The organism is Pantoea sp. MBD-2R (assembly GCF_039134845.1).
GTDB lineage: Bacteria > Pseudomonadota > Gammaproteobacteria > Enterobacterales > Enterobacteriaceae > Erwinia.
Map to the genome: position 1 here is coordinate 4,527,576 of NZ_CP152417.1, position 22,152 is coordinate 4,549,727.

The window sequence follows — 22,152 nt, forward strand, 5'->3', positions numbered from 1 at the left end:
TATGACTAGCATCCAAAAAGTCTTGCAGGATGCCGCAGCAGACGATCGATAGCACGCGATGATCGTAAGAAGTGCGACGTTACCCCGGCAGGTCTTCGGGCTCGGAATCATTAAATGGTGAAGACTTCCCATCAAAAGACAGTGTCTGACATCCACCACGACATTCCACACCGCTGCGCGTCAGCTCCAGCTTGGTACTGGATTCCCTTTTAACTTATTGCAAGGCCGGGTTCGCATCTTATGTTCAAAAATTATAGAAATCCAGGCATCTCAACAGGCAAAACCCGCCTGTCGAGCACAACGCTGGACATTGAGTGACGGATGCCTACAATCGCAGGGCTTTGAAGGCCCTTTAACCCAGGAAAGACCATGACCCCCGAACAGCTGCCGATCGAACAATATGATGCCCAACTGGAGGAGAAAGTCGTCCGTTTGCAAACGCTGATGACCCCTTTTACGACGATGGACGTCGAAGTGTTTCGCTCGCCAGTCAGCCACTATCGTATGCGGGCTGAGTTCCGGATCTGGCACGATGGCGACGACCTTTACCACATTATTTTTGACCAGCAGACTCGCCAGCGTATTCGCGTTGACAGCTTCCCCGCGGCCAGCGAGTTAATCAACAGCCTGATGCCAAAGCTGATGGACGCCATTCGCGACAATCGCGCCCTGCGTTTTAAGCTGTTCCAGATCGACTATCTTTCGACAATGAGCAATCAGATTGTGGTGTCGATGCTTTATCACCGTGCGCTGACAGACGAGTGGCAGCAGGCTGCCGTTGCGCTGCGTGATGAGCTACGCGCTCAGGGCTTTGACCTGCATTTGATTGGCCGCGCCACCAAAACGAAAATCTGTCTGGATCGCGACTACGTTGACGAATGCCTGCCGGTGGCGGGCAAAGAGATTGTTTACCGTCAGGTAGAAAATAGCTTTACCCAGCCAAATGCCGCCATGAATATTCAGATGCTGGAGTGGGCGCTGAACGTCACAAAAGGGTCCAGCGGGGATTTGCTGGAGCTGTACTGCGGTAACGGTAACTTTTCTTTAGCGCTGGCGCGCAATTTCAACCGCGTATTGGCGACAGAGATTGCCAAGCCGTCGGTGGCTTCGGCGCAATACAATATTGCGGTTAACAACATTGAGAACGTGCAAATTATCCGCATGGCGGCCGAAGAGTTTACTCAGGCGATGAACGGCACCCGAACGTTTAATCGTCTGGAAGGCATCGATCTCAGCAGCTATCAGTGCGAAACGATTTTTGTCGATCCACCGCGCAGCGGTCTGGATGAAGAGACGGTGAAGATGGTGCAGGCATATCCGCGCATTCTTTATATCTCCTGCAACCCGGAAACCCTGTGCGACAACCTGGCAACGCTGTCAGAAACGCATGATGTATCGCGTCTGGCGCTGTTTGACCAGTTCCCCTACACGCATCATATGGAATGCGGCGTTCTGCTTACGCGACGTTAACAGAATAAAGGGCGACATCAGGTCGCCCTTATTTTTACCCGCCTCTGCGTGAGCGCAGCTTCAGGCCAATCCAGAATACCAACGCAACCATCAATATAGTCTGCACAAAGTTCGAGCCGATATCAGGATATTCTGCCCGTACAATTGCGCTGTACACTAAAATTCCCAGCAGGAAAAATGCGGCGGCAATGGAAGGCATGCCGTCCGGCATCGCGCGGTTAAGATAGCGTTGATGCAAACACCAGGCAGAAAGACCCAGTGCAATAAGCGGGAAAACAGAAAACGGCACAAGAGAGCTGAATAATACCGTAAACGATCCGTTAATCGATAACCCGGTAAGAAATGCCAGCAGCAGCGTACCCTTGTCCCGGCCAGTCGCTAAACTCATGTCTAATCACCTTCAATCATGGGATTCCAGCGTGACCGCCAGCCTCTCCTGTTCACGTCGATACCAGTAATAAGCCCCTTTCGAAATCATCCGTAGCTGCAACACCAGCCGTTCTTCCAGCTGGCGGCGCTGTTCAAAATCAATATCCAGCGCTTCTGCTCCGGCGTTAAAGACGATGATCACCATCGCCTCCGCCTGCGCTTCAGTAAAACTGCGCGGCATCCGGTTTTCAATCTCAAGGTAATCCGCCAGTTCGGCGATAAAATGTTGGATTTCGCGGGCAACCGCAGCACGAAAAGCGGCTGAGGTGCCAGAACGCTCCCGCAGCAACAGGCGGAAAGCATTAGGGTTATTGCCGATAAACTCCATAAAGGTGGAAACGGAGGTACGGATGACGCTGCCGCCTTTGGCAATACGCTGACGCGCCTGGCGCATCAGCTGGCGCAGCATCAGACCACTTTCGTCCACCATTGTGAGCCCTAACTCATCTACATCACGAAAGTGACGATAAAATGATGTCGGCGCGATCCCCGCTTCCCGGGCAACTTCTCTCAGGCTCAGACTGGCAAAGCTTCGCTCAGCACTTAATTGACTAAATGCCGCTTCGATCAGCGAACGTCGCGTCCGTTCTTTTTGCTGTGCTCTGACGCCCATGTTTGTGCCTGTTTTACTTGCCAGGCTGGCACTATATCAAAAATTTCAGCGTACAGTGGCATCTAGTTTGTGACCGCCTGTTAACTCTGGATTTGACAAATAATGGCAAAAAAAGCGGTCTGAATTGGGAAGTGGCTCACAAGATGTTAGAATAAAGTTGAAAATTTGTATAAAAAAATGGGACGTATTGGTATGCAACAGTCTTATGATTACGACGCCATTGTGATTGGTTCCGGCCCGGGCGGCGAAGGCGCAGCGATGGGCCTGGTGAAACAAGGCGCCCGTATTGCGGTAATCGAGCGCTATCACAATATTGGCGGCGGTTGTACGCATTGGGGAACTATCCCCTCCAAAGCACTTCGCCATGCCGTCAGCCGCATTATCGAATTCAATCAGAATCCGCTTTACAGCGATCATACGCGCCTTCTGCGATCTTCCTTCGCCGATATTCTAAACCACACGGAAAATGTGATCAGCCAGCAAACGCGCATGCGTCAGGGCTTTTATGAGCGCAACCGCTGTGAACTGTTTCAGGGCGATGCACGCTTCGTTGATGCGAATACCATCGAAATTATCAGCCCCGATGGCACCACTGAGCGCCTGACGGCTGAAAAGTTTGTGATTGCCTGCGGATCAAGACCTTATCACCCTGCTGATGTTGATTTTACCCATCCCCGCGTTTATGACAGCGATTCTATTCTTAACCTGCACCACGAGCCGGGCCACGTCATTATTTATGGCGCAGGGGTCATTGGCTGTGAATACGCGTCTATTTTCCGTGGACTGAACGTAAAAGTTGACCTGATCAACACCCGCGACCACCTGCTGGCATTTCTCGATCAGGAGATCTCAGATTCGCTCTCTTATCACTTCTGGAACAGCGGCGTGGTTATTCGCCATAACGAAGAATTTGAGAAGATTGAAGGGGTCAGCGATGGCGTGATCATGCATCTCAAATCCGGTAAGAAAGTGAAGGCGGACTGCCTGCTCTACGCGAATGGCCGTACCGGTAACACTGATGCACTGGGGCTGGAAAACGTTGGGCTGGAAGCGGATGGTCGTGGCCTGTTGAAAGTCAACAGCATGTATCAGACCGCGCAGCCACACATCTATGCAGTAGGCGATGTCATCGGTTATCCAAGTCTGGCATCAGCTGCTTATGACCAGGGCCGTATTGCCGCCCAGGCGCTGATTAAAGGCGAAGCGAACGCGCATCTGATCGAGGATATTCCTACCGGCATTTATACCATTCCGGAAATCAGCTCCGTGGGCAAAACCGAACAGCAGCTGACCGCGTTGAAAGTGCCTTATGAAGTGGGTCGGGCGCAGTTTAAACATCTGGCAAGAGCGCAAATTGTCGGGATGAACGTGGGTAGCCTGAAGATCCTGTTCCACCGCGATACCAAAGAGATCCTGGGGATCCATTGCTTTGGTGAGCGTGCGGCGGAGATCATTCATATCGGTCAGGCCATCATGGAACAGAAAAACGGGGGCAACACGATCGAATACTTCGTAAATACCACCTTTAACTATCCAACGATGGCCGAAGCCTATCGTGTGGCGGCGCTAAATGGCTTAAACCGCCTGTTTTAACGTTGAGCCCATATAGTCCTGCATATGGACGCGGATTGCCTCTGCCAGCTGCTCATAGCGACCGCGCAGTGGCGATCCCGGTCGGTAAACCAGCGCGATAGTGCGCTGGGGTTCCGGCTTGTAGCACGGCAGATAGCAAACGCCATCACGGACGCGCTCTTTCGGCACGGCCAACGCAGGCAGTAAAGTGATCCCGCTGCCCGCCGCGACCATATTGCGCAGCGTTTCCAGACTGGTTGCGCGGAAGTGGGTATCTTCATCTGCACCGGCCTGGAAGCAGAAGCCCATCGCCTGGTCACGCAGGCAGTGTCCATCTTCCAGCATCAGCAGCTTCTCGCCGGCAAGATCGGACATCGGCACACGATCGCGGTCATGCCATGGGTGATCCTGATAGATCGCCAGCTTCATCGGCTCATCAAACAACGGCACCTCGATAAAAGCCTCAGACTCTTTAACCAGTGCAAGGATCGCGCAATCGAGCTTGCCGCTGTCCAGCTGGGCCAGCAGCTGTTGCGTCTGAGCTTCATGCAGGTACATCTCAAGCTTAGGGAAAGTCTGGTGCAGCGTAGGAATGATCTGCGGCAACAAATAGGGCCCGACTGTTGGGATCAGCCCAATGTGTAACGGCCCGGACATTGCCTCACCCTGCTGGCTGGCCATCTCTTTCAGCACTTTCACTTCACGCAGCACGGTGCGCGCCTGGTCCACCAGCAGCAGACCCGCCTGCGTGAACAGCACTTTACGGCTGGTGCGCTCCAACAGCATGACGCCCAGCTCATCTTCCAGCTTACGGATTTGGCCGCTCAGCGTTGGCTGGCTAACATGACAGGCATCGGCTGCACGTCGAAAATGACGGTGTTCAGCCAGCGCAACCAGGTATTCAAGATCACGAATATTCATCTCATTCCTCCGAACCACGATAGTTCGTGGCGATAGATAGAATAGCAATCAACGATTATCCCTATCAAGCTCGAATAGTAATAATGTCCCCCGTTCGAGAAACGAATCACTTTTTACCCCTAATCAAGAGGTAGTTTATGTTTGCAAGTCAGGAAGGTAAGTCAGTCCCGCAGGTCACTTTTCATACGCGTCAGGGCGACAGCTGGGTAGACGTCACGACTGATGAGCTGTTTAAAGACAAAACTGTCATCGTGTTTTCTTTGCCGGGCGCATTTACCCCAACGTGTTCGTCAAGCCACCTGCCTCGTTATAACGAGCTGTCTGACGTTTTCAAAAAACACGGTGTAGATAATATTCTTTGCGTGTCGGTCAACGACACCTTCGTGATGAACGCCTGGAAAGCCGATCAGCGCGCCGAAAACATCACCTTTATTCCAGATGGTAACGGCGATTTCAGCCGTGGTATGGAAATGCTGGTAGAGAAGGCCGATCTGGGCTTTGGTCCACGTTCATGGCGTTATTCCATGCTGGTACGTAACGGCGTGGTGGAAAAAATGTTTGTAGAACCGAACAAGCCGGGCGACCCGTTTGAAGTGTCCGATGCGGATACAATGCTGCGCTATCTGGCACCAGAATTTAAGGTGCAGGAATCCGTTTCGCTGTTCACCAAGCCTGGCTGTCCGTTCTGCGCTAAAGCCAAACAGCTGCTGCTGGATCGCGGTATTCAGTACGAAGAGATTGTGCTGGGTCAGGATGCGACGACCGTTAGCCTGCGTGCCGTAACCGGCCGCGCGACGGTGCCACAGGTCTTTATCGGTGGACGTCATATTGGCGGTAGTGATGATTTAGAGCAGTTCTTCGCGGCTTAACTTATTAAGCAGGCGGGCAGCGCCACGGCTGCCATCCTCTTATGTGCTAAAAAATCAATAATAAGTCGAAACTTGTTTGGCGGCCGGATGGCCGCCTTTTTTCGATCAAACCAAACGGTTTTTGGCGTCGGTAATCGCCAGAGCAACCTGATGAGGCGAAACGCCACCTTTGGCATTACGCTTGTCCAGGCAGGATTGCAGCGACAGAATCGGGTAGACATCGTCGCCAATTACGCTGCTGTATTGCTGGAGTTCGCTCAGTTTCAGCGCTTCCAGCGCCACGCCTTTCGCGATAGCCGCAACGACCACTTCGCCCACGATATGGTGCGCTTCACGGAAAGGCACGCCCTTCGCGACCAGATAATCAGCCAGTTCGGTGGCGTTAGCATAGCCCTGTTCCGCCGCTTCCTGACAGCGTGGACGTTTCACCTGAATACCATCCAGCACCAGCGCGGCCATATGCAGGCAGTCTGACCAGGTATCCAACGCGTCGAACAGGCCTTCTTTGTCTTCCTGCATGTCTTTGTTATAAGCCAGCGGCAGACCTTTCAGCGTCATCATCATGCCGGTTAACGCGCCCTGTACGCGGCCGCACTTACCACGGATCAGCTCCAGCGCATCCGGGTTTTTCTTCTGTGGCATCAGGGAAGAACCGGACGTCACGCGGTCTGAAAGCTCAACAAAACCCGACTCACCGGTATTGAAGAAGATGAGATCTTCGGCGAAACGGGAAAGATGCACCATACCGATAGACGCATCGGATAACAGCTCCAGCACGTGGTCACGGTCAGAAACCGTATCCAGACTGTTGCGCGTCGCGGAAGCAAAGCCTAACCAGCCTGCCAGCTGCTCACGATCGATTTCATAGGCTGTTCCCGCCAGTGCGCCGCAGCCCAGCGGGCTGACGTCCAGACGCTTCAATGAATCTTGTAAGCGACTTTCATCACGCGCCAGCATTTCAACGTAGGCCAGACACCAGTGGGCAAACGTCACCGGCTGAGCGCGTTGTAAATGGGTATAGCCCGGCATCACCGCATCCTGATTCGCTTCTGCGGTAGCGACCAGCGCCTGCTGTAGCTGACGGGTGGCGATAAGCAGTTCGCTAACCTGTGCTTTACACCACAGCTTCAGGTCGGTAGCAACCTGATCGTTACGGCTGCGGCCGGTGTGCAGCTTTTTGCCCAGCGCGCCGACTTTCTCAATCAGGCGGCCTTCCACGTAGCTGTGAATATCTTCAGCGTCGCTTTGCAGAATCTGCTCCGGGTTGGCGCGGACTTCTTCCAGCAGCACATTGAGTGCTTCTTCCAGCTGCTGCTGTTCATCTGCTGTCAGAACATTGACCGTCACCAGGGCTTTGGACCAGGCCACGGAGCCGACGATGTCCTGCTCTGCCAGACGATAGTCAAAGCGCAGCGAGTCATTAAATAGTTTGAAACGTTGATCTGCTGCCTGAGTAAACCGTCCACCCCAAAGTGCCATGTCAGTGCTCCATTAAATTCGTTGAGTCATTCTAATCAAGGGCGGAGCATCTCCGCCCTTACAAACTTACTTCTTCTCGTTCAGCGCGCGAATGCGTGAAGAAAGCGAGAACAGACGGATAAAGCCGCCCGCGTGGCTGTGGTCGTACACTTCATCTTCGCCGAAGGTGGCAAACTCTTCTGAATACAGGCTGTTAGCGGATTTCTTCTGAATCGCCGTTACCTGACCTTTGTAGAGTTGCAGCACCACTTCGCCATTCACCTCTTCAGCCAGTGACTCGGCAGCAGCCTGGATTGATTTACGCAGCGGTGCAAACCAGCGACCGTCGTAAACCACATAAGACATTTCGTGGCCCAGCTGCTCGCGCCATTTGAAGCTGTCACGATCCAGAACCAGCTGCTCAACGGCACGCAGCGCGTTAACCATGATGGTGCCGCCAGGGGTTTCGTAGCAGCCGCGAGATTTGATGCCAACCAGACGGTTTTCGACGATATCGATACGGCCCACGCCATGTTTGGCACCCAGCACGTTCAGTTTTTCCAGACACTGGAACGGACTTAATGCTTCGCCGTTAACGGCAACAACGCGGCCTTTCTCAACGGCCACAGTAACCTGCTCAGGCTGGTCCGGCGCTTCCAGCGGATCAACGGTCCATACCCAGCAATCTTTGTTCGGTGCATTCCACGGGCTTTCCAGCACGCCGCCTTCGGTAGAAATATGCCAGGCGTTTTCATCACGGCTGTAGATTTTTTCCAGAGAAGCGGTAGTCGGGATATTACGCTCTTTCAGGTAATCCAGCAGGGCTTCACGGGAACGCAGGTTCCACTCACGCCATGGCGCAACAACTTTCAGCTGTGGAGCCAATGCGGTGTAGGTTGTTTCGAAACGAACCTGGTCGTTACCTTTACCGGTTGCCCCGTGGCACAGCGCGTCTGCGCCGACCTTCAGCGCCAGCTCAACCTGCGCTTTAGCAATGATTGGACGCGCCATTGAGGTGCCCAGCAGGTAAGTGCCTTCATACAGCGCACCGGTTTGCAGCACGGGATAAACGTAGTCGCTGATAAACTCTTCACGCAGGTCAACAACGTGACATTCTGAAGCGCCAGACTGCAATGCTTTCTGCTCAACACCTTCCAGATCGCCACGCTCCTGACCGATATCCGCCACAAACGCGACCACTTCACAGCCGCCGTAGTTCTCTTTCAGCCACGGAATAATCGCGGAAGTATCCAGACCACCGGAGTAAGCCAGAACGATTTTTTTGATGCTTTTATCTTGCATTGTCTTTTCCTTGAATCTGTTAAGCGAGGATCCGGGTGCCAATCGACACGCCGTTAAAAAGGGTCGGCAGCTGTTCCGCATGGCGCCAGCTGGCAATATCAACCGGGCGACCCAGCGTGCGGGCAGCATCCAGGGCGGCATTGACCTTCACTATCATGCCGTCGGTAATAATGCCCTGCGCAATCAGCTGTTCGGCTTTAGCCGCCGTCATCTCTTCGATGCGCTGGCCTTTGCCGTCCAGAATCCCGCTAACGTCAGAAAGCAGGATCAGATCGGCACCCAGCGTGGCGGCCAGGGCCGTCGCAGCCTGATCGGCATTAACGTTCATTAGCTTGCCGTCCTGGGTGATACCGATTGAGCTGATAACCGGCAGGAAACCGGCGGTCAGCAACGTATTAATCAGTACCGGGGAACCTGGCGTGGCCAGGCCAACATGGCCGAGTTCTTCATCAAAAGCGTCTACATTGACGCTGTTACCGTCGCCCAGACAGAGGCCAACGGCGTTGATAGCGTGTTTTTTAGCCCATGCCAGCAGCGTTTTGTTGGCGGTTCCCGCCAGCGCACCGGTAATAATGTCAATCTGATCGGCTGGCGTCACACGCAGGCCATTCTTCTTTTTCACCGGCAGGCTGAGTTTGCTCATCAGCTCATCAACCAGGCAGCCGCCGCCATGCACAATCAGCAGCGGACGCTGGTGCGCTTCGCGCCAGGCAACCAGCGCGCTGAATAACTTTTCCAGCGCTTCTTCGCTGTCCAGCAACACGCCGCCGAGTTTAATAATTAAAGGATTAGTCATTGGCCTACCCACGGGTTAAATAAGTGACTGCGTTTCCGGGAAACCGAAACGAATATTCAAACACTGCACGGCCTGCGAGGAAGCGCCCTTCAGCAGGTTATCTTCTGCTGAAACCAGAATCGCATGTTCGCCCTGGACGGCAAAGCCGATGTCGCAGAAGGGCAGTCCAACCACGCCCTTAATGGACGGGACGCCGTTATCGTAGACCCGCACCAGCGGCTTATCGTGATAAGCGTTATGGAAAGCTTCCGCCACATCTTCACGCGTCACACCCGCTTTTAAACGACAGGTTGTCGTCGCCAGGATGCCGCGAGGGAAATTGCCCAGATGCGGTGTAAAAATGACTGGCGTGCCCAGATGCGCCGCGATTTCTGGCTGATGACGATGCGTGAAGATACCGTAAGGTTGCAGGCTGACTTCACAGAAGCTGGTATTAACCGACGCTTTACGTCCTGCCCCGCTAACGCCGCTGGTCGCGTTAATTACCGGCCACTGTGCGTCGTTCAGCAGATCGGCTTCAATCAGCGGCTTCAGTGCCAGTTGAGCCGCCGTTGGATAACAACCCGGTACGGCAATCAGCTGCGCTTCTTTAATTTTTTCATGCTGCCACTCGGCGAGGCCGTAAACGGCTTTATCCAGCCAGTCCAGATGCTGATGCGCAAAACCATAGTTCTCGGTGAAAAAGCTTTCTTTATTCACGCGAAATGCGGCGGAGAGATCGAACACCACGCAGCCTGCGGCAAGGAATTCTGGCGCCAGGTCATGGCTGACCTCATGTGCCGTAGCCAAAAAGACCACATCGACTTTATCTGCAAATTCTGCTGCACTGCTGAGCGGCTGCAACGGCATATCGATAATGCCTTTCAGCTGCGGATGAAGATCGGAGAGTAATTTTCCTGCGTCCGGGCTTTGCGCTGAAACCGCTAAAGCGGTTATGTTCACCTGAGGATGACGATTCAGGTAAGTCGCAAGCTCTACGCCAGCATAGCCACTGGCACCAACAATTAGCGTATTCAACATCGGACACCCTATGACGGTCTCAAGATTCGGGTTACTGCGTTTTAACGCGGCTTTCCCACGAGGCTGGCGGCGGGAGCTTGTGAAATAATCGGTTTCCATCCCTACGCCACTAATGTATTTTTATTCACTATTACTGCATGAATATTGATACTATCCTAACGCAAGGACTGTCAACAGTGAAGACAAAATTACCGCCTTTTATTGAGCTTTACCGTGAGTTGATTGCCACACCCTCTATCAGCGCAACCGACAGCGCCATCGATCAGAGTAATGAAGGTTTAATCAATTTGCTCTCCGGCTGGTTTCAGGACCTTGGCTTTACGGTAGAAGTCCAACCGGTTCCGGGTACGCGCCATAAATTTAATATGCTGGCTAAGACCGGAAGCGGTGCAGGCGGCCTGCTGCTAGCCGGTCATACCGATACCGTTCCCTTTGACGATGGCCGCTGGACGCGCGATCCCTTTACGCTGACTGAACACGACAACAAGCTGTACGGTCTGGGCACTGCTGATATGAAAGGTTTTTTCGCCTTCATCCTTGATAGCCTGCGTGATGTTGACGTTAGCAAGCTGGAAAAGCCGCTCTACATTCTGGCAACGGCAGATGAAGAAACGACGATGGCGGGCGCAAAATATTTTTCAGAAAGCACGGCGATCCGTCCTGATTGCGCAATTATTGGCGAACCGACCTCGCTAAAACCGGTGCGCGCGCACAAAGGCCATATGTCGAACGCTATCCGTATCCAGGGACAATCCGGGCACTCCAGCGATCCTTCCCGCGGCGTCAACGCCATTGAACTGATGCACGCTTCTATCACCCAGCTAATGGGCTTGCGCAAAACGTTGCAGGAACGCTATCACCACGACGGCTTCGCGATCCCTTACCCAACGATGAATTTTGGCCACATCCATGGCGGCGATGCGGCAAACCGTATTTGTGCCTGCTGTGAATTGCATATGGATATTCGCCCGCTGCCGGGGCTGGCGCTGAATGATCTCAATGGCCTGCTGAACGAAGCGCTGGCACCGGTAAGTGAACGCTGGCCGGGCCGTCTGACTATTGATGAGCTGCATCCGCCCATTCCTGGCTACGAATGTCCTGCCGACCATCAGCTGGTCAAAGTGGTAGAGAAACTGCTGGGAACGGAGACAGAAATCGTTAATTACTGCACGGAAGCGCCTTTTATTCAGCAGCTTTGTCCAACGCTGGTGTTAGGGCCGGGATCGATTAATCAGGCGCATCAGCCAGATGAATATATCGATACCGCCTTTATTAAACCGACTCGTGAGCTGATCGCTCAGGTAGTGAAGCATTTTTGCCATCACTAAAAGTGATGTGGGGCATTCAGCTGGAAAAACAGTGGTCTGCCCCGGCATTATTCCGTCTTTCACGATAAGTTTAACTTATCTCACTTCGCTACTGTTAAATTTCATAAATTCCCGTCAGTTAGCGACAGCTTTTTGCATAATTAAGGCAATTGACGAACGGTTGTGAACGTGGCTTGATAAAAGACAACGTTATGCCGGCGACGGCGACATACAGTGACAAAAACAAGAAGGGTGTCAGGGGTCATATGAACGAACAATATTCCGCAATGCGAAGTAATGTCAGTATGCTCGGCAAACTGCTCGGGGATACGATTAAGGATGCGCTTGGAGAGAACATCCTGGATCGGGTGGAAACTATCCGTAAGCTCTCGAAGTCATCACGTGCGGGAAACGACGCCCATCGTCAGGAACTGCTGTCAACACTGCAAAATCTGTCTAATGATGAGCTGCTGCCCGTGGCTCGCGCTTTCAGCCAGTTTTTGAATTTAACCAATGTCGCCGAGCAGTACCACACTATTTCACCGAAAGGCGAAGGCGCGAACCACCCGGAAATGCTGCGCGGCGTTTTTGAACGTCTTAAGCAGCAGCCTGACCTGACGGAAGCGAAAATCCGTGAGGCGATCGAGTCGCTGTCGCTTGAGCTGGTGCTGACTGCCCACCCAACTGAAATTACCCGCCGCACCCTGATTCATAAGCTGGTCGAGGTGAATAACTGCCTGAAGCAGTTAGATCACAACGATTTATCCGATTACGACCGCGGGTTGATTATGCGTCGTCTTCGCCAGCTGGTTGCACAAGCCTGGCATACCGATGAAATCCGCAAATACCGCCCTTCTCCTATCGATGAGGCTAAATGGGGCTTTGCCGTGGTGGAAAACAGCCTGTGGGAAGGCGTACCCAACTTTTTACGCGAGCTGAACGACCAGGTAGAGGCCTCGTTTGGCATGAAACTGCCGGTCGATTTTGTGCCGGTGCAGTTTACCTCCTGGATGGGCGGCGACCGCGACGGCAACCCGAACGTCACCGCCAAAATCACCCGTCATGCGCTACAACTGAGCCGCTGGAAAGCCACCGACCTCTTCCTGCGTGATATTGCGGTGCTGGTCTCCGAGCTGTCGATGTCGGAATGTACGCCAGAAGTGCGCGAGCTGTGCGGTAACCCGGAGGCGCTCGAGCCTTATCGCGAAATCATGAAAAAGCTGCGTGGCCAGCTGATAAGCACCCAAACGTACCTGGAGCAGCGTCTGAAAGGCGAGCGTCTGCCGCGCCCGGCGGATCTGCTTATCTCTAACGACCAGCTGTGGGATCCGCTGTACGCCTGCTATCAGTCTCTGCAAGCGTGCGGCATGGGCATCATTGCTAACGGCCAACTGCTGGATACGCTGCGCCGCGTGAAGTGCTTCGGCGTGCCGTTAGTGCGTATCGATATTCGTCAGGAGAGCACGCGTCATACCGATGCCATTGCTGAAGTAACGCGTTATCTGGGGCTGGGCGACTACGCCAGCTGGTCTGAAGCCGACAAACAGGCGTTCCTGATCAGTGAATTGAGCTCCAAGCGCCCATTACTGCCTCGTCAATGGGAACCGAGCGCCGACACGCAGGAAGTGCTGGATACCTGCCGCGTGGCGGCGGAAGCGCCAAAAGGATCGATTGCTGCTTACGTGATCTCTATGGCGAAAACCCCTTCCGACGTGCTGGCCGTGCATCTGCTGCTGAAAGAAGCGGGCATTCCTTTTGCAATGCCGGTCGCGCCGCTGTTTGAAACGCTGGATGATCTGAACAACGCTAACGATGTGATGCGTCAGCTGCTGGATATCGGCTGGTATCGCGGCTTTATTCAGGGCAAACAGATGGTGATGATTGGCTATTCCGATTCGGCGAAAGATGCCGGCGTGATGGCGGCCAGCTGGGCACAGTATCAGGCGCAGGATGCGCTAATCAAAACCTGCGAAAAAGCCGGTATCGCACTGACGCTCTTCCACGGGCGCGGCGGCACCATTGGTCGCGGCGGCGCACCCGCGCAGGCAGCGCTGCTTTCTCAACCGCCGGGAAGCCTGAAAGGCGGTCTGCGTGTTACCGAACAGGGCGAGATGATCCGCTTTAAATATGGTTTACCGGAAGTCACCATCAGCAGCCTCTCGCTCTATACCGGCGCGATCCTTGAAGCCAACCTGTTACCACCGCCGGAACCGAAGAAAGAATGGCAGAAGATCATGGACCAGTTATCGAAAGATTCCTGCGAAATGTATCGTGGCTACGTGCGTGAAAATGCCGATTTTGTTCCCTATTTCCGCTCGGCAACGCCCGAACAGGAGCTGGGCAAACTGCCATTGGGCTCACGCCCGGCCAAGCGTCGCCCTACTGGTGGCGTTGAGTCACTGCGCGCCATTCCGTGGATTTTTGCCTGGACGCAGAACCGTTTGATGTTGCCGGCCTGGCTGGGCGCGGGTGCGGCGCTGCAAAAAGCGATGCAGGCAGGCCATCAGGATCAGCTGGAAGCGATGTGCCGCGACTGGCCGTTCTTCTCAACCCGTCTTGGCATGCTGGAAATGGTCTTTGCCAAAGCTGACCTGTGGCTGGCGGAATACTACGACCAGCGTCTGGTTGATCAATCCTTATGGCCACTGGGCAAACAGCTGCGCGATCGGCTTGATTCGGATATTAAAGCGGTGCTGACCATCGCTAACGATGCGCATCTGATGGCTGACCAGCCGTGGATAGCAGAGTCCATTGCGCTACGTAATGTCTATACCGATCCGCTAAACGTATTGCAGGCCGAGCTGCTGCATCGTTCGCGCCAGCAGGAAACCAATGGCGAAGAGGTAGATCCTCGTGTCGAGCAGGCGTTGATGGTGACGATTGCCGGTGTCGCGGCGGGAATGCGTAATACGGGTTAACGTTATTAAGGCGTTTATGTCTGAAAAGGCATAAACGCTATAACCTTCGCTCTTTTTATCAGCTTTACAACCAGCATAGCCTGTCATTTCATTCGAAGAAGTAAAGAAGTAAAGAAGGAATTAACAAATTTAATTAGTGCTTTCAGACAGCTGGCGCTAAAGTTGCCGGACGCACACCCAGCGTATGGCAAATCGCGTAGCTCATTTCCGCACGGTTCAGCGTGTAGAAGTGGAAATCCTTTACGCCTTCACGGCTGAGAATTTTCACCATATCCATCGCCACGTTAGCGCCGACCATTTTACGGGTCTCAGGATCGTTATCCAGTCCGGCAAACATGCTGGTCATCCAACCGGGTACGCGGACATTGGTCATAGCCGCGAAACGCTGAAGCTGTTTAAAATTCGAAACGGGCAGAATACCCGGCACAATTTCCACATCAATACCGGCGCTCACGCAGCGGTCGCGGAAGCGCAGATAACTTTCCACATCAAAGAAGAACTGCGTAATGGCACGGTTAGCACCGGCATCAATTTTCCGCTTCAGGTTAATTAAGTCCGACTGGGCGCTTTTTGCTTCCGGATGCACTTCCGGGTAGGCAGCCACGGAAATATCGAAATCGCCCACCTCTTTCAGCAAAGCCACCAAATCCGCACCGTACATTTCAGGCTTGCCGCCACCCGGCGGTAAATCGCCGCGCAGTGCCACAATATGACGTATCCCGTTATCCCAGTAGTCCTGCGCGATGGCACGCAGCTCGTCGCGGGTGGCATCCACGCAGGTCAGATGAGGTGCGGCTTCCAGCCCGGTACGATCTTTAATGCCTTTGATAATGCTGTGCGTACGGTCACGCTCGCCTGAATTGGCGCCGTATGTCACCGAGACAAATTTAGGTTTCAGGCTGCTAAGGCGATCGATTGAGCTCCACAAGGTCTGTTCCATTTCGCTGGTGCGCGGCGGGAAGAACTCGAACGAAACGTTAATTTGCCCGTTTAGCTCGGCCAGGCTTTGGTTTAACGCTTCGCGCTGACTGGCGTGGAAAAAACTCATGGCTTACCTCATCGATCGCAGAATGGTTAATTTACCCGCAATAAACGTCCATACGTTTAGACGTCCAGACATTCAAAATGACCGATTGGCCTCATTGAGTCAACTGATAAATCATCAACTGACGTGACAAAATCTCAGCGAAGTTGAATAAAATTCATGCAATGGAGAAGATGAGAGAAAAATCAACGGGCCGGAGAATACCGGCCCGGAAAGCAATTACAGCAGCTGCGCCAGACGATTAATATCTGACTGAATCGCTCCGGCGGTCACGTCGCGTCCCGCGCCCGGCCCACGGATCACCAGTGGGTTATCACGATACCAGCGGCTTTCTATCGCAAACACGTTATCGCAAGGCAGCAGGGAAGCCAGAGGATGCTCGCTTCTCACGGCTTCTACGCCGACACGCGCTTTGCCATTAGCATCAAAGCGTGCAACATAACGCAGCACCAGCCCCATTTCCTGCGCGGCCTCAAAACGTTGCTGCATCTGGTCGTTCAGCGTTTCACCATTCTCAAAGAAGTGATCCACGGACTCGCCTTCGCAGTTTTTTGGCACCAGAGATTCAACGCGCACCTGATCCGGTTCAATGTCATAGCCAGCTTCACGCGCCAGGATCACCAGCTTACGCATCACATCCTGACCAGACAGATCGACGCGCGGATCCGGCTCGGTCAACCCCTGTTGCCAGGCCTGATCGACCAGTTCGGTAAACGGAACCGTGCCGTCATATTGCAGAAACAGCCATGACAGGGTGCCGGAGAAAATGCCGCTAATAGAGAGAATACTGTCGCCGCTTTCCCGCAGATCGCGCACCGTATGGTTAACCGGTAATCCAGCGCCGACCGTGGCATTGTAGAGCCAGCGACGCCCGGTTTTCGCAAAAGCGTCGCGGATTTGGCGGTAACGATCGCTGCTGGAAGCTCCGGCCACTTTATTAGCGCTAATAACGTGGAAACCATGACTGGCGAAATCGAGATACTGATCGGCCAGCTGTTCGCTGGCGGTGACGTCCAGTACTACCAGGTCGTCAAACGGGTGTGCGCGCATCCACAGGAACAGCGATTCTTCATCCTGCTCAACTGCTTCATCTTCAAAAAATGCCAGCGCACGACGGGCATCCAGCCCGTCATAGCTCAGCAAACTGCGCCGGCTGTCGACGACGCCAGCCAGCACATATTCAAAACCGGTACGGGCAGAAAGGCTCTCCTGCTCGCGGCCAAACAGCTCCAGCCAGCGGGAACCAATATTGCCTTTACCAAACAGTACCAGACCGATTTGTTTTTCAGCGCGGAACAGCGACTGGTGCAGACCGCGAATCAGATGCTCAGTAGGCCCAACACGCAGCACGGCGACCAGGCTGATGCCCTCTTCTGACTGCCAGATAAACTCGACCGGCTGGTCTTTTAACTGCTGCCAGAAACGGTGGCTGTGCAGCGGATTACGACATACGCCTGCACCAACCAGCGCAACCAACGCCATGCTTTCACGTAACTGTAAGCGACCCGGAATGCCCGCATCCTGCAACAACGTTAGTGCGCTGCTCACCACTTCCGAGGTGTAGCAAAGCTGGATGAGGTTGCGATCCGGATGGATACCCGTCGCCAACGGACGCAGCTGCGCGCGCTGCAACAGCCGTTCAATTTCTTTGTGCGTGGTGGAAAAATCATGCTGCGGCGGTACCTGGAACTCAATCAGGCAGACGTCATCATGACTGGTGACAATGCGCGCACCGGTGCCGGAGGCCAGCACGCGTTCAATACGGGTCGATCCCTGTTCGGGTTGATAGCTACAGCGCAGCTGCAAATCAATATCGCTGCCGGAAACCGGTTGCAGCGTGCGGGTATGCAAAACCGGCGCGGCCAGGCGAGCCAGCTCGCTGGCTTCGTCCAGACGCAGCAGAGGCAGCAGGCAGGCATCTTTCACCTTGCGCGGATCGGCACTGTATACCCCGGCGACATCACTCCAGATGGTGACGCGAGATACGCCAGCCAGCGCGCCGATTTGGGTAGCGGAGTAGTCACTACCGTTACGGCCTAGTAAAACGGTTTCGCCGTCATCATTACGACTGATAAAACCTGTTACCACCAGACGCTGCCCGGGATGCTGAGCAAGCAGCTGCTGTAACAGCGGCCAGGATTTTCCCTCATCCACCTGCGGCTGCGCAGCCCGCTCGGCGCGCAGGAAATCCCTTGCGTCCAGCCAGCTCGCAGCAATATCACGCTGGTGCAAAACAGCGGCCATCAGGCGGGCTGACCAAATTTCACCGTGCCCGACCACTTCGGCATAGGCCGCGTCGGTAATGGGGCCATCCAGCAGCGCAGCGAGTTTTTCCAGGTCATGAATAAACTCAGTTACCAGCGTCTCCGCCATAGGTGCCGGCAGCAGCGAGCTAATTAGCTCGCTCTGATAGCGACGAAGCGCCTGCTGCACCTGATGAGCAGACAACCGATCGCTCTGGCTCAGCTTAAGCCAGCTGATTAACTGATTGGTGGTGCTACCTGCCGCCGAGACGACCATCACATCGCCAGGATTGCTGTACTCCGCCATAATCCCCGCGACCCGCTGATAACATTTGGCATCGGCAAGACTGCTGCCACCAAACTTATGCAACTGACGCGTTCCTGCTGCCACTGCTGACTGACTCATGCTTACCTCTCGGCCGCTATCCGGAATGCATTATCCAGATCGGCGATTAAATCTTCGTGGTCTTCAATTCCTACTGATATCCGCAGTAGCGTTTCGGAAATACCCGCCGCTGCCCGTGCCTCTGCTGACATTCCTGCATGGGTCATGGTAGCCGTATGCGAGATAAGACTTTCCACGCCGCCTAACGACTCCGCCAGGGTAAACAATTCCAGCGCTTTCAGGAAACGACGCAGGGTCTGTTCGTCGCCATCCAGCTCAAAACTGAGCATGGCACCAAAGCCTTTTTGCTGACGTACGGCAAACTGGTGGCCCGCATTTTCGGGTAAAGAAGGATGATACAACTTTTTCACCAGCGGCTGTTGCTTCAGATAGTCAACAATGGCCAGCGCGTTACGCTGAGCCGCCGCCATACGTGGTGCCAGCGTACGCAGGCCACGAAGCAATAAATAGCTGTCGAAAGCTGCACCTGTCACACCGATATTATTTGCCCACCATGCCAGTTCGGTGACAAGCGCCGGATCTTTAGCAATGACCGCACCGGCAACCACATCGGAATGACCGTTAAGATATTTGGTGCAGGAATGGATGACCAGGTCTGCGCCCAGCGCCAGCGGATTTTGCAGCGCGGGACTGAGGAACGTGTTATCCACAACGCTGACAGCGCCCGCTTCGGCCGCCGCTTTACAGATCGATGCAATATCCACTACGCGCAGCAGAGGATTACTTGGGCTTTCTACCAACACCAGCTTAGGCTTTTCAGCCAGCGCCGCTTTTAAGGCCGCCTCATCACCCTGATCGACAAACTTCACGCGATAAGCGCCACGCTTGCTCAGGCTATCGAAAAGACGATAGCTGCCGCCGTAACAATCGTGTGGCGCAACCAGCAGGTCGCCAGGCTTCAGAAAGACGGTACAGACCAGATGAATCGCCGACATACCGGTATTGGTCATGACCGCACCAGCACCGCCTTCCAGTTCGGCCAGCGCACGTTGTACGACGTCACGCGTTGGATTACCGCGACGAGAGTAGTCGTGCGCGCGTGGCTCGTTAAAATCGGTAAAGTTATAGGTGCTGGAAAGGTGAATCGGGGGGACAACGCAGCCATATTGCTCGTCATCATTCAAACCGCTGCGAACTGCGATGGTTGCCTGTTTACGCGTCATGGTGCATAAATTCCTGCAGGAGAATTAAGAAGAGCGACCAGCATAACAGGGTGTCGATAGACGTCAATACATCTGGACATCTAAATGTCTTTGCGTATAGATTGAGCAATTCGGCAATAACCGTTAATATTATGCTTCTTGAGCCAGCAGAAAGTGGTTCTGTCGCGTGTGATGGGCTCCAACTTCGGGCATAATTAGCCGGATTTCGGCATTTTTCACTTTTAATTAATTTAAGGTAACCCATGGCTGAATGGAACGGCGAATATATCAGCCCTTACGCTGAGCACGGTAAGAAGAGCGAGCAAGTCAAAAAAATCACGGTATCCATTCCGTTAAAGGTGCTGAAGATTTTGACCGATGAGCGCACGCGCCGTCAGGTCAATAATTTACGCCATGCCACCAACAGCGAATTGCTGTGCGAAGCATTCCTGCATGCTTTCACTGGGCAACCGCTGCCGGATGATGTCGACCTGCGCAAAGAACGCAGCGACGAAATCCCGGAAGAGGCAAAAGCCATCATGCGGGAGATGGGCGTCGATCCGGATACCTGGGAATACTAACGTTCCCTGCGGAACTCGCACTGTCCGCTTTCTCTTCCTGGCAGCAAACTTTCCTGCGGAAATTTGCTGCCAGTACCTTTATTTTCTTAACCCCCCTGGCTGCTGCACTTTTTTATAACAAAACGTCCTATATCCAGTAAACCTCTTCCAACCTGCAATCGAAATGTAAATTACTATATAGAATTATCGCTATTGTACGAATTAAATAAAAACACTAAAATATGGCAATAATAATGGATTATTAAACCTGGATTTAATCATGGACAGATACGTCAACATCAAAATGATGTTGCTGCCTTTTCTTGCTGCTTTTTTTATTCATACTATGGAATCCCAGGCAGCAGAAACGGTACTCCCTCAACTAAAAAATGCTGAAAAAAATTTTAATACTCAGACAGCAAATCGTGTCGAACAGGATAAGAGCCGTAAAGAAAACCTGCAAAAAACGGCAAAAGAAATGCGCTCTTCTAAAAAAAACCTGGACAAATTCGCCATTAGTTTTCCTGAAGAATCACCCTGCTACCTGATTAATGACATTTATTATAAAAAAGATAATGATAAGTTAAACCTCAGCACATTGCATTACTTTACCGATCAGGCAAAGAAAAAATGCCTGGGCAGTAAAGGTATCAAATTACTGGCAGATGTTATGCAAAATGAGATTATTCGACTGGGTTACATTACAACCAGAATAAGCATGCCGCAGCAAAATCTTAACAGTCATGAATTACACTTTGATATTATATCAGGGAATATTGGTAAAATTAAACTCGTCGAAGGAGGAGCAAACTATATTAATTTGAAAAACACGCTCCCTTTCGCCGAAGGCGATCTTCTTAATCTCAGCGATCTGGAACAAGGCAGCTTTAACCTGCAACGCGTGCCTGGCTCTACGGTGAAAATTAATCTCATCCCAGGTACCGAAAAAGGGGAAAGCGATATCCTAATCCATCGTGAACAGGATAAATTTTGGCAGGTGGGCGCCTGGCTCAATGATGCAGGAAGCAAAGCAACGGGGCGTTACCAGGCGGGAACAGTATTTTATCTCAATAATATTACTTCACTGAGTGACACACTGTATCTCTCCCTGAGTCATGATATTGATACGCGAAATAAGCCTCAGGGTAGCAGCAACCAGTCTTTTGGCTACAGCATTCCATGGGAATATTGGTGGATGGATCTGTACGCCAGCCGCAGTCGCTACCAGCAGCATGTGCAAGGTAACTGGTCAGGCTGGATGCTGAATAACGATAACTTTTATTACAGCGCACAGCTTAACCGTCAGCTGTCGAACACCGTGCATCAGCGCACAACGATGGGCTTGCAGATTTTTAATGCCCGCTCACGCTACTACTATGAGGATGTCGAGCTAGCCAGCATGCGTAAACATAATGCTGGATGGAAAGCAGTCCTACAGCACCAGCACTACTTTGAGAAAGCAGTGGTAAATGGCAGCCTGAGTTATCAAAAAAAGATGCCCTGGTTTGGTAGTTCTTCCACCCAAGAACAACAAATGAATTTCATCGACAGTAAAGGGCGGGTTATCAGCTTTGATTTACAAGCCTCAATGAATATTGCTCTGCTTACACAGACGCTAAATTATTCTCCTCATTTTATGCTACAGCTTTCACCTGACACGCTTTCATCACTGGATGGATTCGCGCTGGGTAATCGCTGGACGGTTCGCGGTTTCGATGGGGAAGCTAACTTGCAGGAAAATCAGGGATGGTATTGGCGAAACGATATTACCTGGATTTTACCAGATAAAAGCTTTCAACCTTATTTAGGCCTGGATGTTGGAAGAGTCATTGGCAATAAAAATCAACAATACTATTCGGGAAAAATGCTTGCAGGCAGCGTTATCGGCTTACGTGGCAGAGCATGGAACACCGGCTATGATATTTATGCCGGAACACCTCTAAAAAAACCACAGGGGTTCCATACCGATCCGCTAAACTTAGGTTTTTCGCTTCAGTGGAAATATTAAAAGGAGACTACACACCCATTCACTATCATCTCAAGATTAAAAAACAGGAAAAACCAATCTTAAAGGACTAATA

The 22,152-nt window shown here is 52.8% G+C and carries 17 protein-coding genes and 1 riboswitch; of the genes, 7 read left to right on the plus strand and 10 right to left on the minus strand.

Annotated elements, in window-relative coordinates; genetic code table 11:
• Nucleotides 1-68: 68 nt before the first annotated feature.
• A riboswitch (cobalamin riboswitch) is annotated at nt 69-245 on the minus strand.
• Nucleotides 246-369: 124 nt separating this feature from the next.
• Nucleotides 370-1,470, plus strand: a complete 1,101-nt coding sequence (trmA, locus tag AAGQ96_RS20860) for a tRNA (uridine(54)-C5)-methyltransferase TrmA (protein WP_342754462.1) — start codon at nt 370-372, stop codon at nt 1,468-1,470.
• 34 nt (nt 1,471-1,504) lie between these two features.
• On the opposite strand, the gene AAGQ96_RS20865 is transcribed toward trmA, so the two are convergent.
• Complete coding sequence (locus AAGQ96_RS20865) at nt 1,505-1,858, minus strand: YijD family membrane protein (RefSeq protein WP_147200299.1); 354 nt, start codon at nt 1,856-1,858, stop codon at nt 1,505-1,507.
• A 12-nt stretch (nt 1,859-1,870) separates the two neighbouring features.
• A complete protein-coding gene (fabR, locus tag AAGQ96_RS20870) occupies nt 1,871-2,512 on the minus strand; it encodes an HTH-type transcriptional repressor FabR (RefSeq protein WP_147200300.1) in 642 nt (213 codons plus the stop codon).
• Nucleotides 2,513-2,704: 192 nt separating this feature from the next.
• On the opposite strand from fabR, the gene sthA reads away from it, so the two are divergent.
• On the plus strand, nt 2,705-4,105 hold the full coding sequence (gene sthA, locus AAGQ96_RS20875) for a Si-specific NAD(P)(+) transhydrogenase (protein ID WP_147200301.1): 1,401 nt from the start codon (nt 2,705-2,707) through the stop codon (nt 4,103-4,105).
• Here sthA and oxyR read toward each other — a convergent pair.
• The gene (gene oxyR, locus AAGQ96_RS20880; RefSeq protein WP_342754463.1) at nt 4,088-5,005 is read right to left on the minus strand and encodes a DNA-binding transcriptional regulator OxyR; all 918 of its coding nucleotides are present in this window, start codon (nt 5,003-5,005) and stop codon (nt 4,088-4,090) included. The two genes, sthA and oxyR, sit on opposite strands and share 18 nt — an antisense overlap.
• 137 nt (nt 5,006-5,142) lie before the next feature.
• Between oxyR and AAGQ96_RS20885 the strand changes: the two genes are divergently transcribed.
• Nucleotides 5,143-5,874, plus strand: coding sequence for a glutathione peroxidase (locus tag AAGQ96_RS20885; RefSeq protein WP_342754464.1), 732 nt, complete (start codon nt 5,143-5,145; stop codon nt 5,872-5,874).
• Nucleotides 5,875-5,979: 105 nt separating this feature from the next.
• Here AAGQ96_RS20885 and argH read toward each other — a convergent pair whose 3' ends face one another.
• The 4 genes from argH to argC form a co-directional block, all read right to left on the minus strand.
• Nucleotides 5,980-7,353: an argininosuccinate lyase gene (argH, locus tag AAGQ96_RS20890; RefSeq protein ID WP_342754465.1), complete on the minus strand. Its 1,374-nt coding sequence runs from the start codon at nt 7,351-7,353 to the stop codon at nt 5,980-5,982.
• Between the two features lie 66 nt (nt 7,354-7,419).
• Nucleotides 7,420-8,634, minus strand: coding sequence for an argininosuccinate synthase (locus tag AAGQ96_RS20895; protein ID WP_147200305.1), 1,215 nt, complete (start codon nt 8,632-8,634; stop codon nt 7,420-7,422).
• Nucleotides 8,635-8,653: 19 nt separating this feature from the next.
• The gene (gene argB / locus AAGQ96_RS20900) at nt 8,654-9,430 is read right to left on the minus strand and encodes an acetylglutamate kinase (RefSeq protein WP_147200306.1); all 777 of its coding nucleotides are present in this window, start codon (nt 9,428-9,430) and stop codon (nt 8,654-8,656) included.
• A gap of 15 nt (nt 9,431-9,445) precedes the next feature.
• A complete protein-coding gene (gene argC / locus AAGQ96_RS20905) occupies nt 9,446-10,450 on the minus strand; it encodes an N-acetyl-gamma-glutamyl-phosphate reductase (RefSeq protein WP_147200307.1) in 1,005 nt (334 codons plus the stop codon).
• Nucleotides 10,451-10,626: 176 nt separating this feature from the next.
• On the opposite strand from argC, the gene argE reads away from it, so the two are divergent.
• Nucleotides 10,627-11,778, plus strand: coding sequence for an acetylornithine deacetylase (gene argE / locus AAGQ96_RS20910; protein WP_342754466.1), 1,152 nt, complete (start codon nt 10,627-10,629; stop codon nt 11,776-11,778).
• A gap of 245 nt (nt 11,779-12,023) precedes the next feature.
• Complete coding sequence (ppc, locus tag AAGQ96_RS20915; RefSeq protein ID WP_147200309.1) at nt 12,024-14,675, plus strand: phosphoenolpyruvate carboxylase; 2,652 nt, start codon at nt 12,024-12,026, stop codon at nt 14,673-14,675.
• 142 nt (nt 14,676-14,817) lie between these two features.
• Here the strand turns inward: ppc and metF are convergent, their stop codons facing one another.
• From metF to metB, 3 genes are all read right to left on the minus strand, one after another.
• Complete coding sequence (metF, locus tag AAGQ96_RS20920) at nt 14,818-15,723, minus strand: methylenetetrahydrofolate reductase (RefSeq protein WP_342754467.1); 906 nt, start codon at nt 15,721-15,723, stop codon at nt 14,818-14,820.
• Nucleotides 15,724-15,939: 216 nt separating this feature from the next.
• Nucleotides 15,940-18,369 carry a bifunctional aspartate kinase/homoserine dehydrogenase II gene (locus AAGQ96_RS20925; RefSeq protein WP_147200311.1) on the minus strand — a complete coding sequence of 810 codons (2,430 nt, stop codon included), beginning with the start codon at nt 18,367-18,369 and terminating at the stop codon, nt 15,940-15,942.
• Nucleotides 18,370-18,371: 2 nt separating this feature from the next.
• A complete protein-coding gene (gene metB, locus AAGQ96_RS20930) occupies nt 18,372-19,532 on the minus strand; it encodes a cystathionine gamma-synthase (RefSeq protein WP_147200312.1) in 1,161 nt (386 codons plus the stop codon).
• Between the two features lie 242 nt (nt 19,533-19,774).
• Here metB and metJ point away from each other — a divergent pair, with 242 nt between their 5' ends.
• Together metJ and AAGQ96_RS20940 are read left to right on the plus strand one after the other, a co-directional pair.
• Nucleotides 19,775-20,092, plus strand: coding sequence for a met regulon transcriptional regulator MetJ (gene metJ, locus AAGQ96_RS20935; protein WP_013200201.1), 318 nt, complete (start codon nt 19,775-19,777; stop codon nt 20,090-20,092).
• 259 nt (nt 20,093-20,351) lie between these two features.
• Nucleotides 20,352-22,079 (plus strand): ShlB/FhaC/HecB family hemolysin secretion/activation protein, encoded by a 1,728-nt coding sequence (locus tag AAGQ96_RS20940; RefSeq protein ID WP_342754468.1) that lies wholly within the window; start codon nt 20,352-20,354, stop codon nt 22,077-22,079.
• The last annotated feature ends 73 nt before the right edge of the window (nt 22,080-22,152 follow it).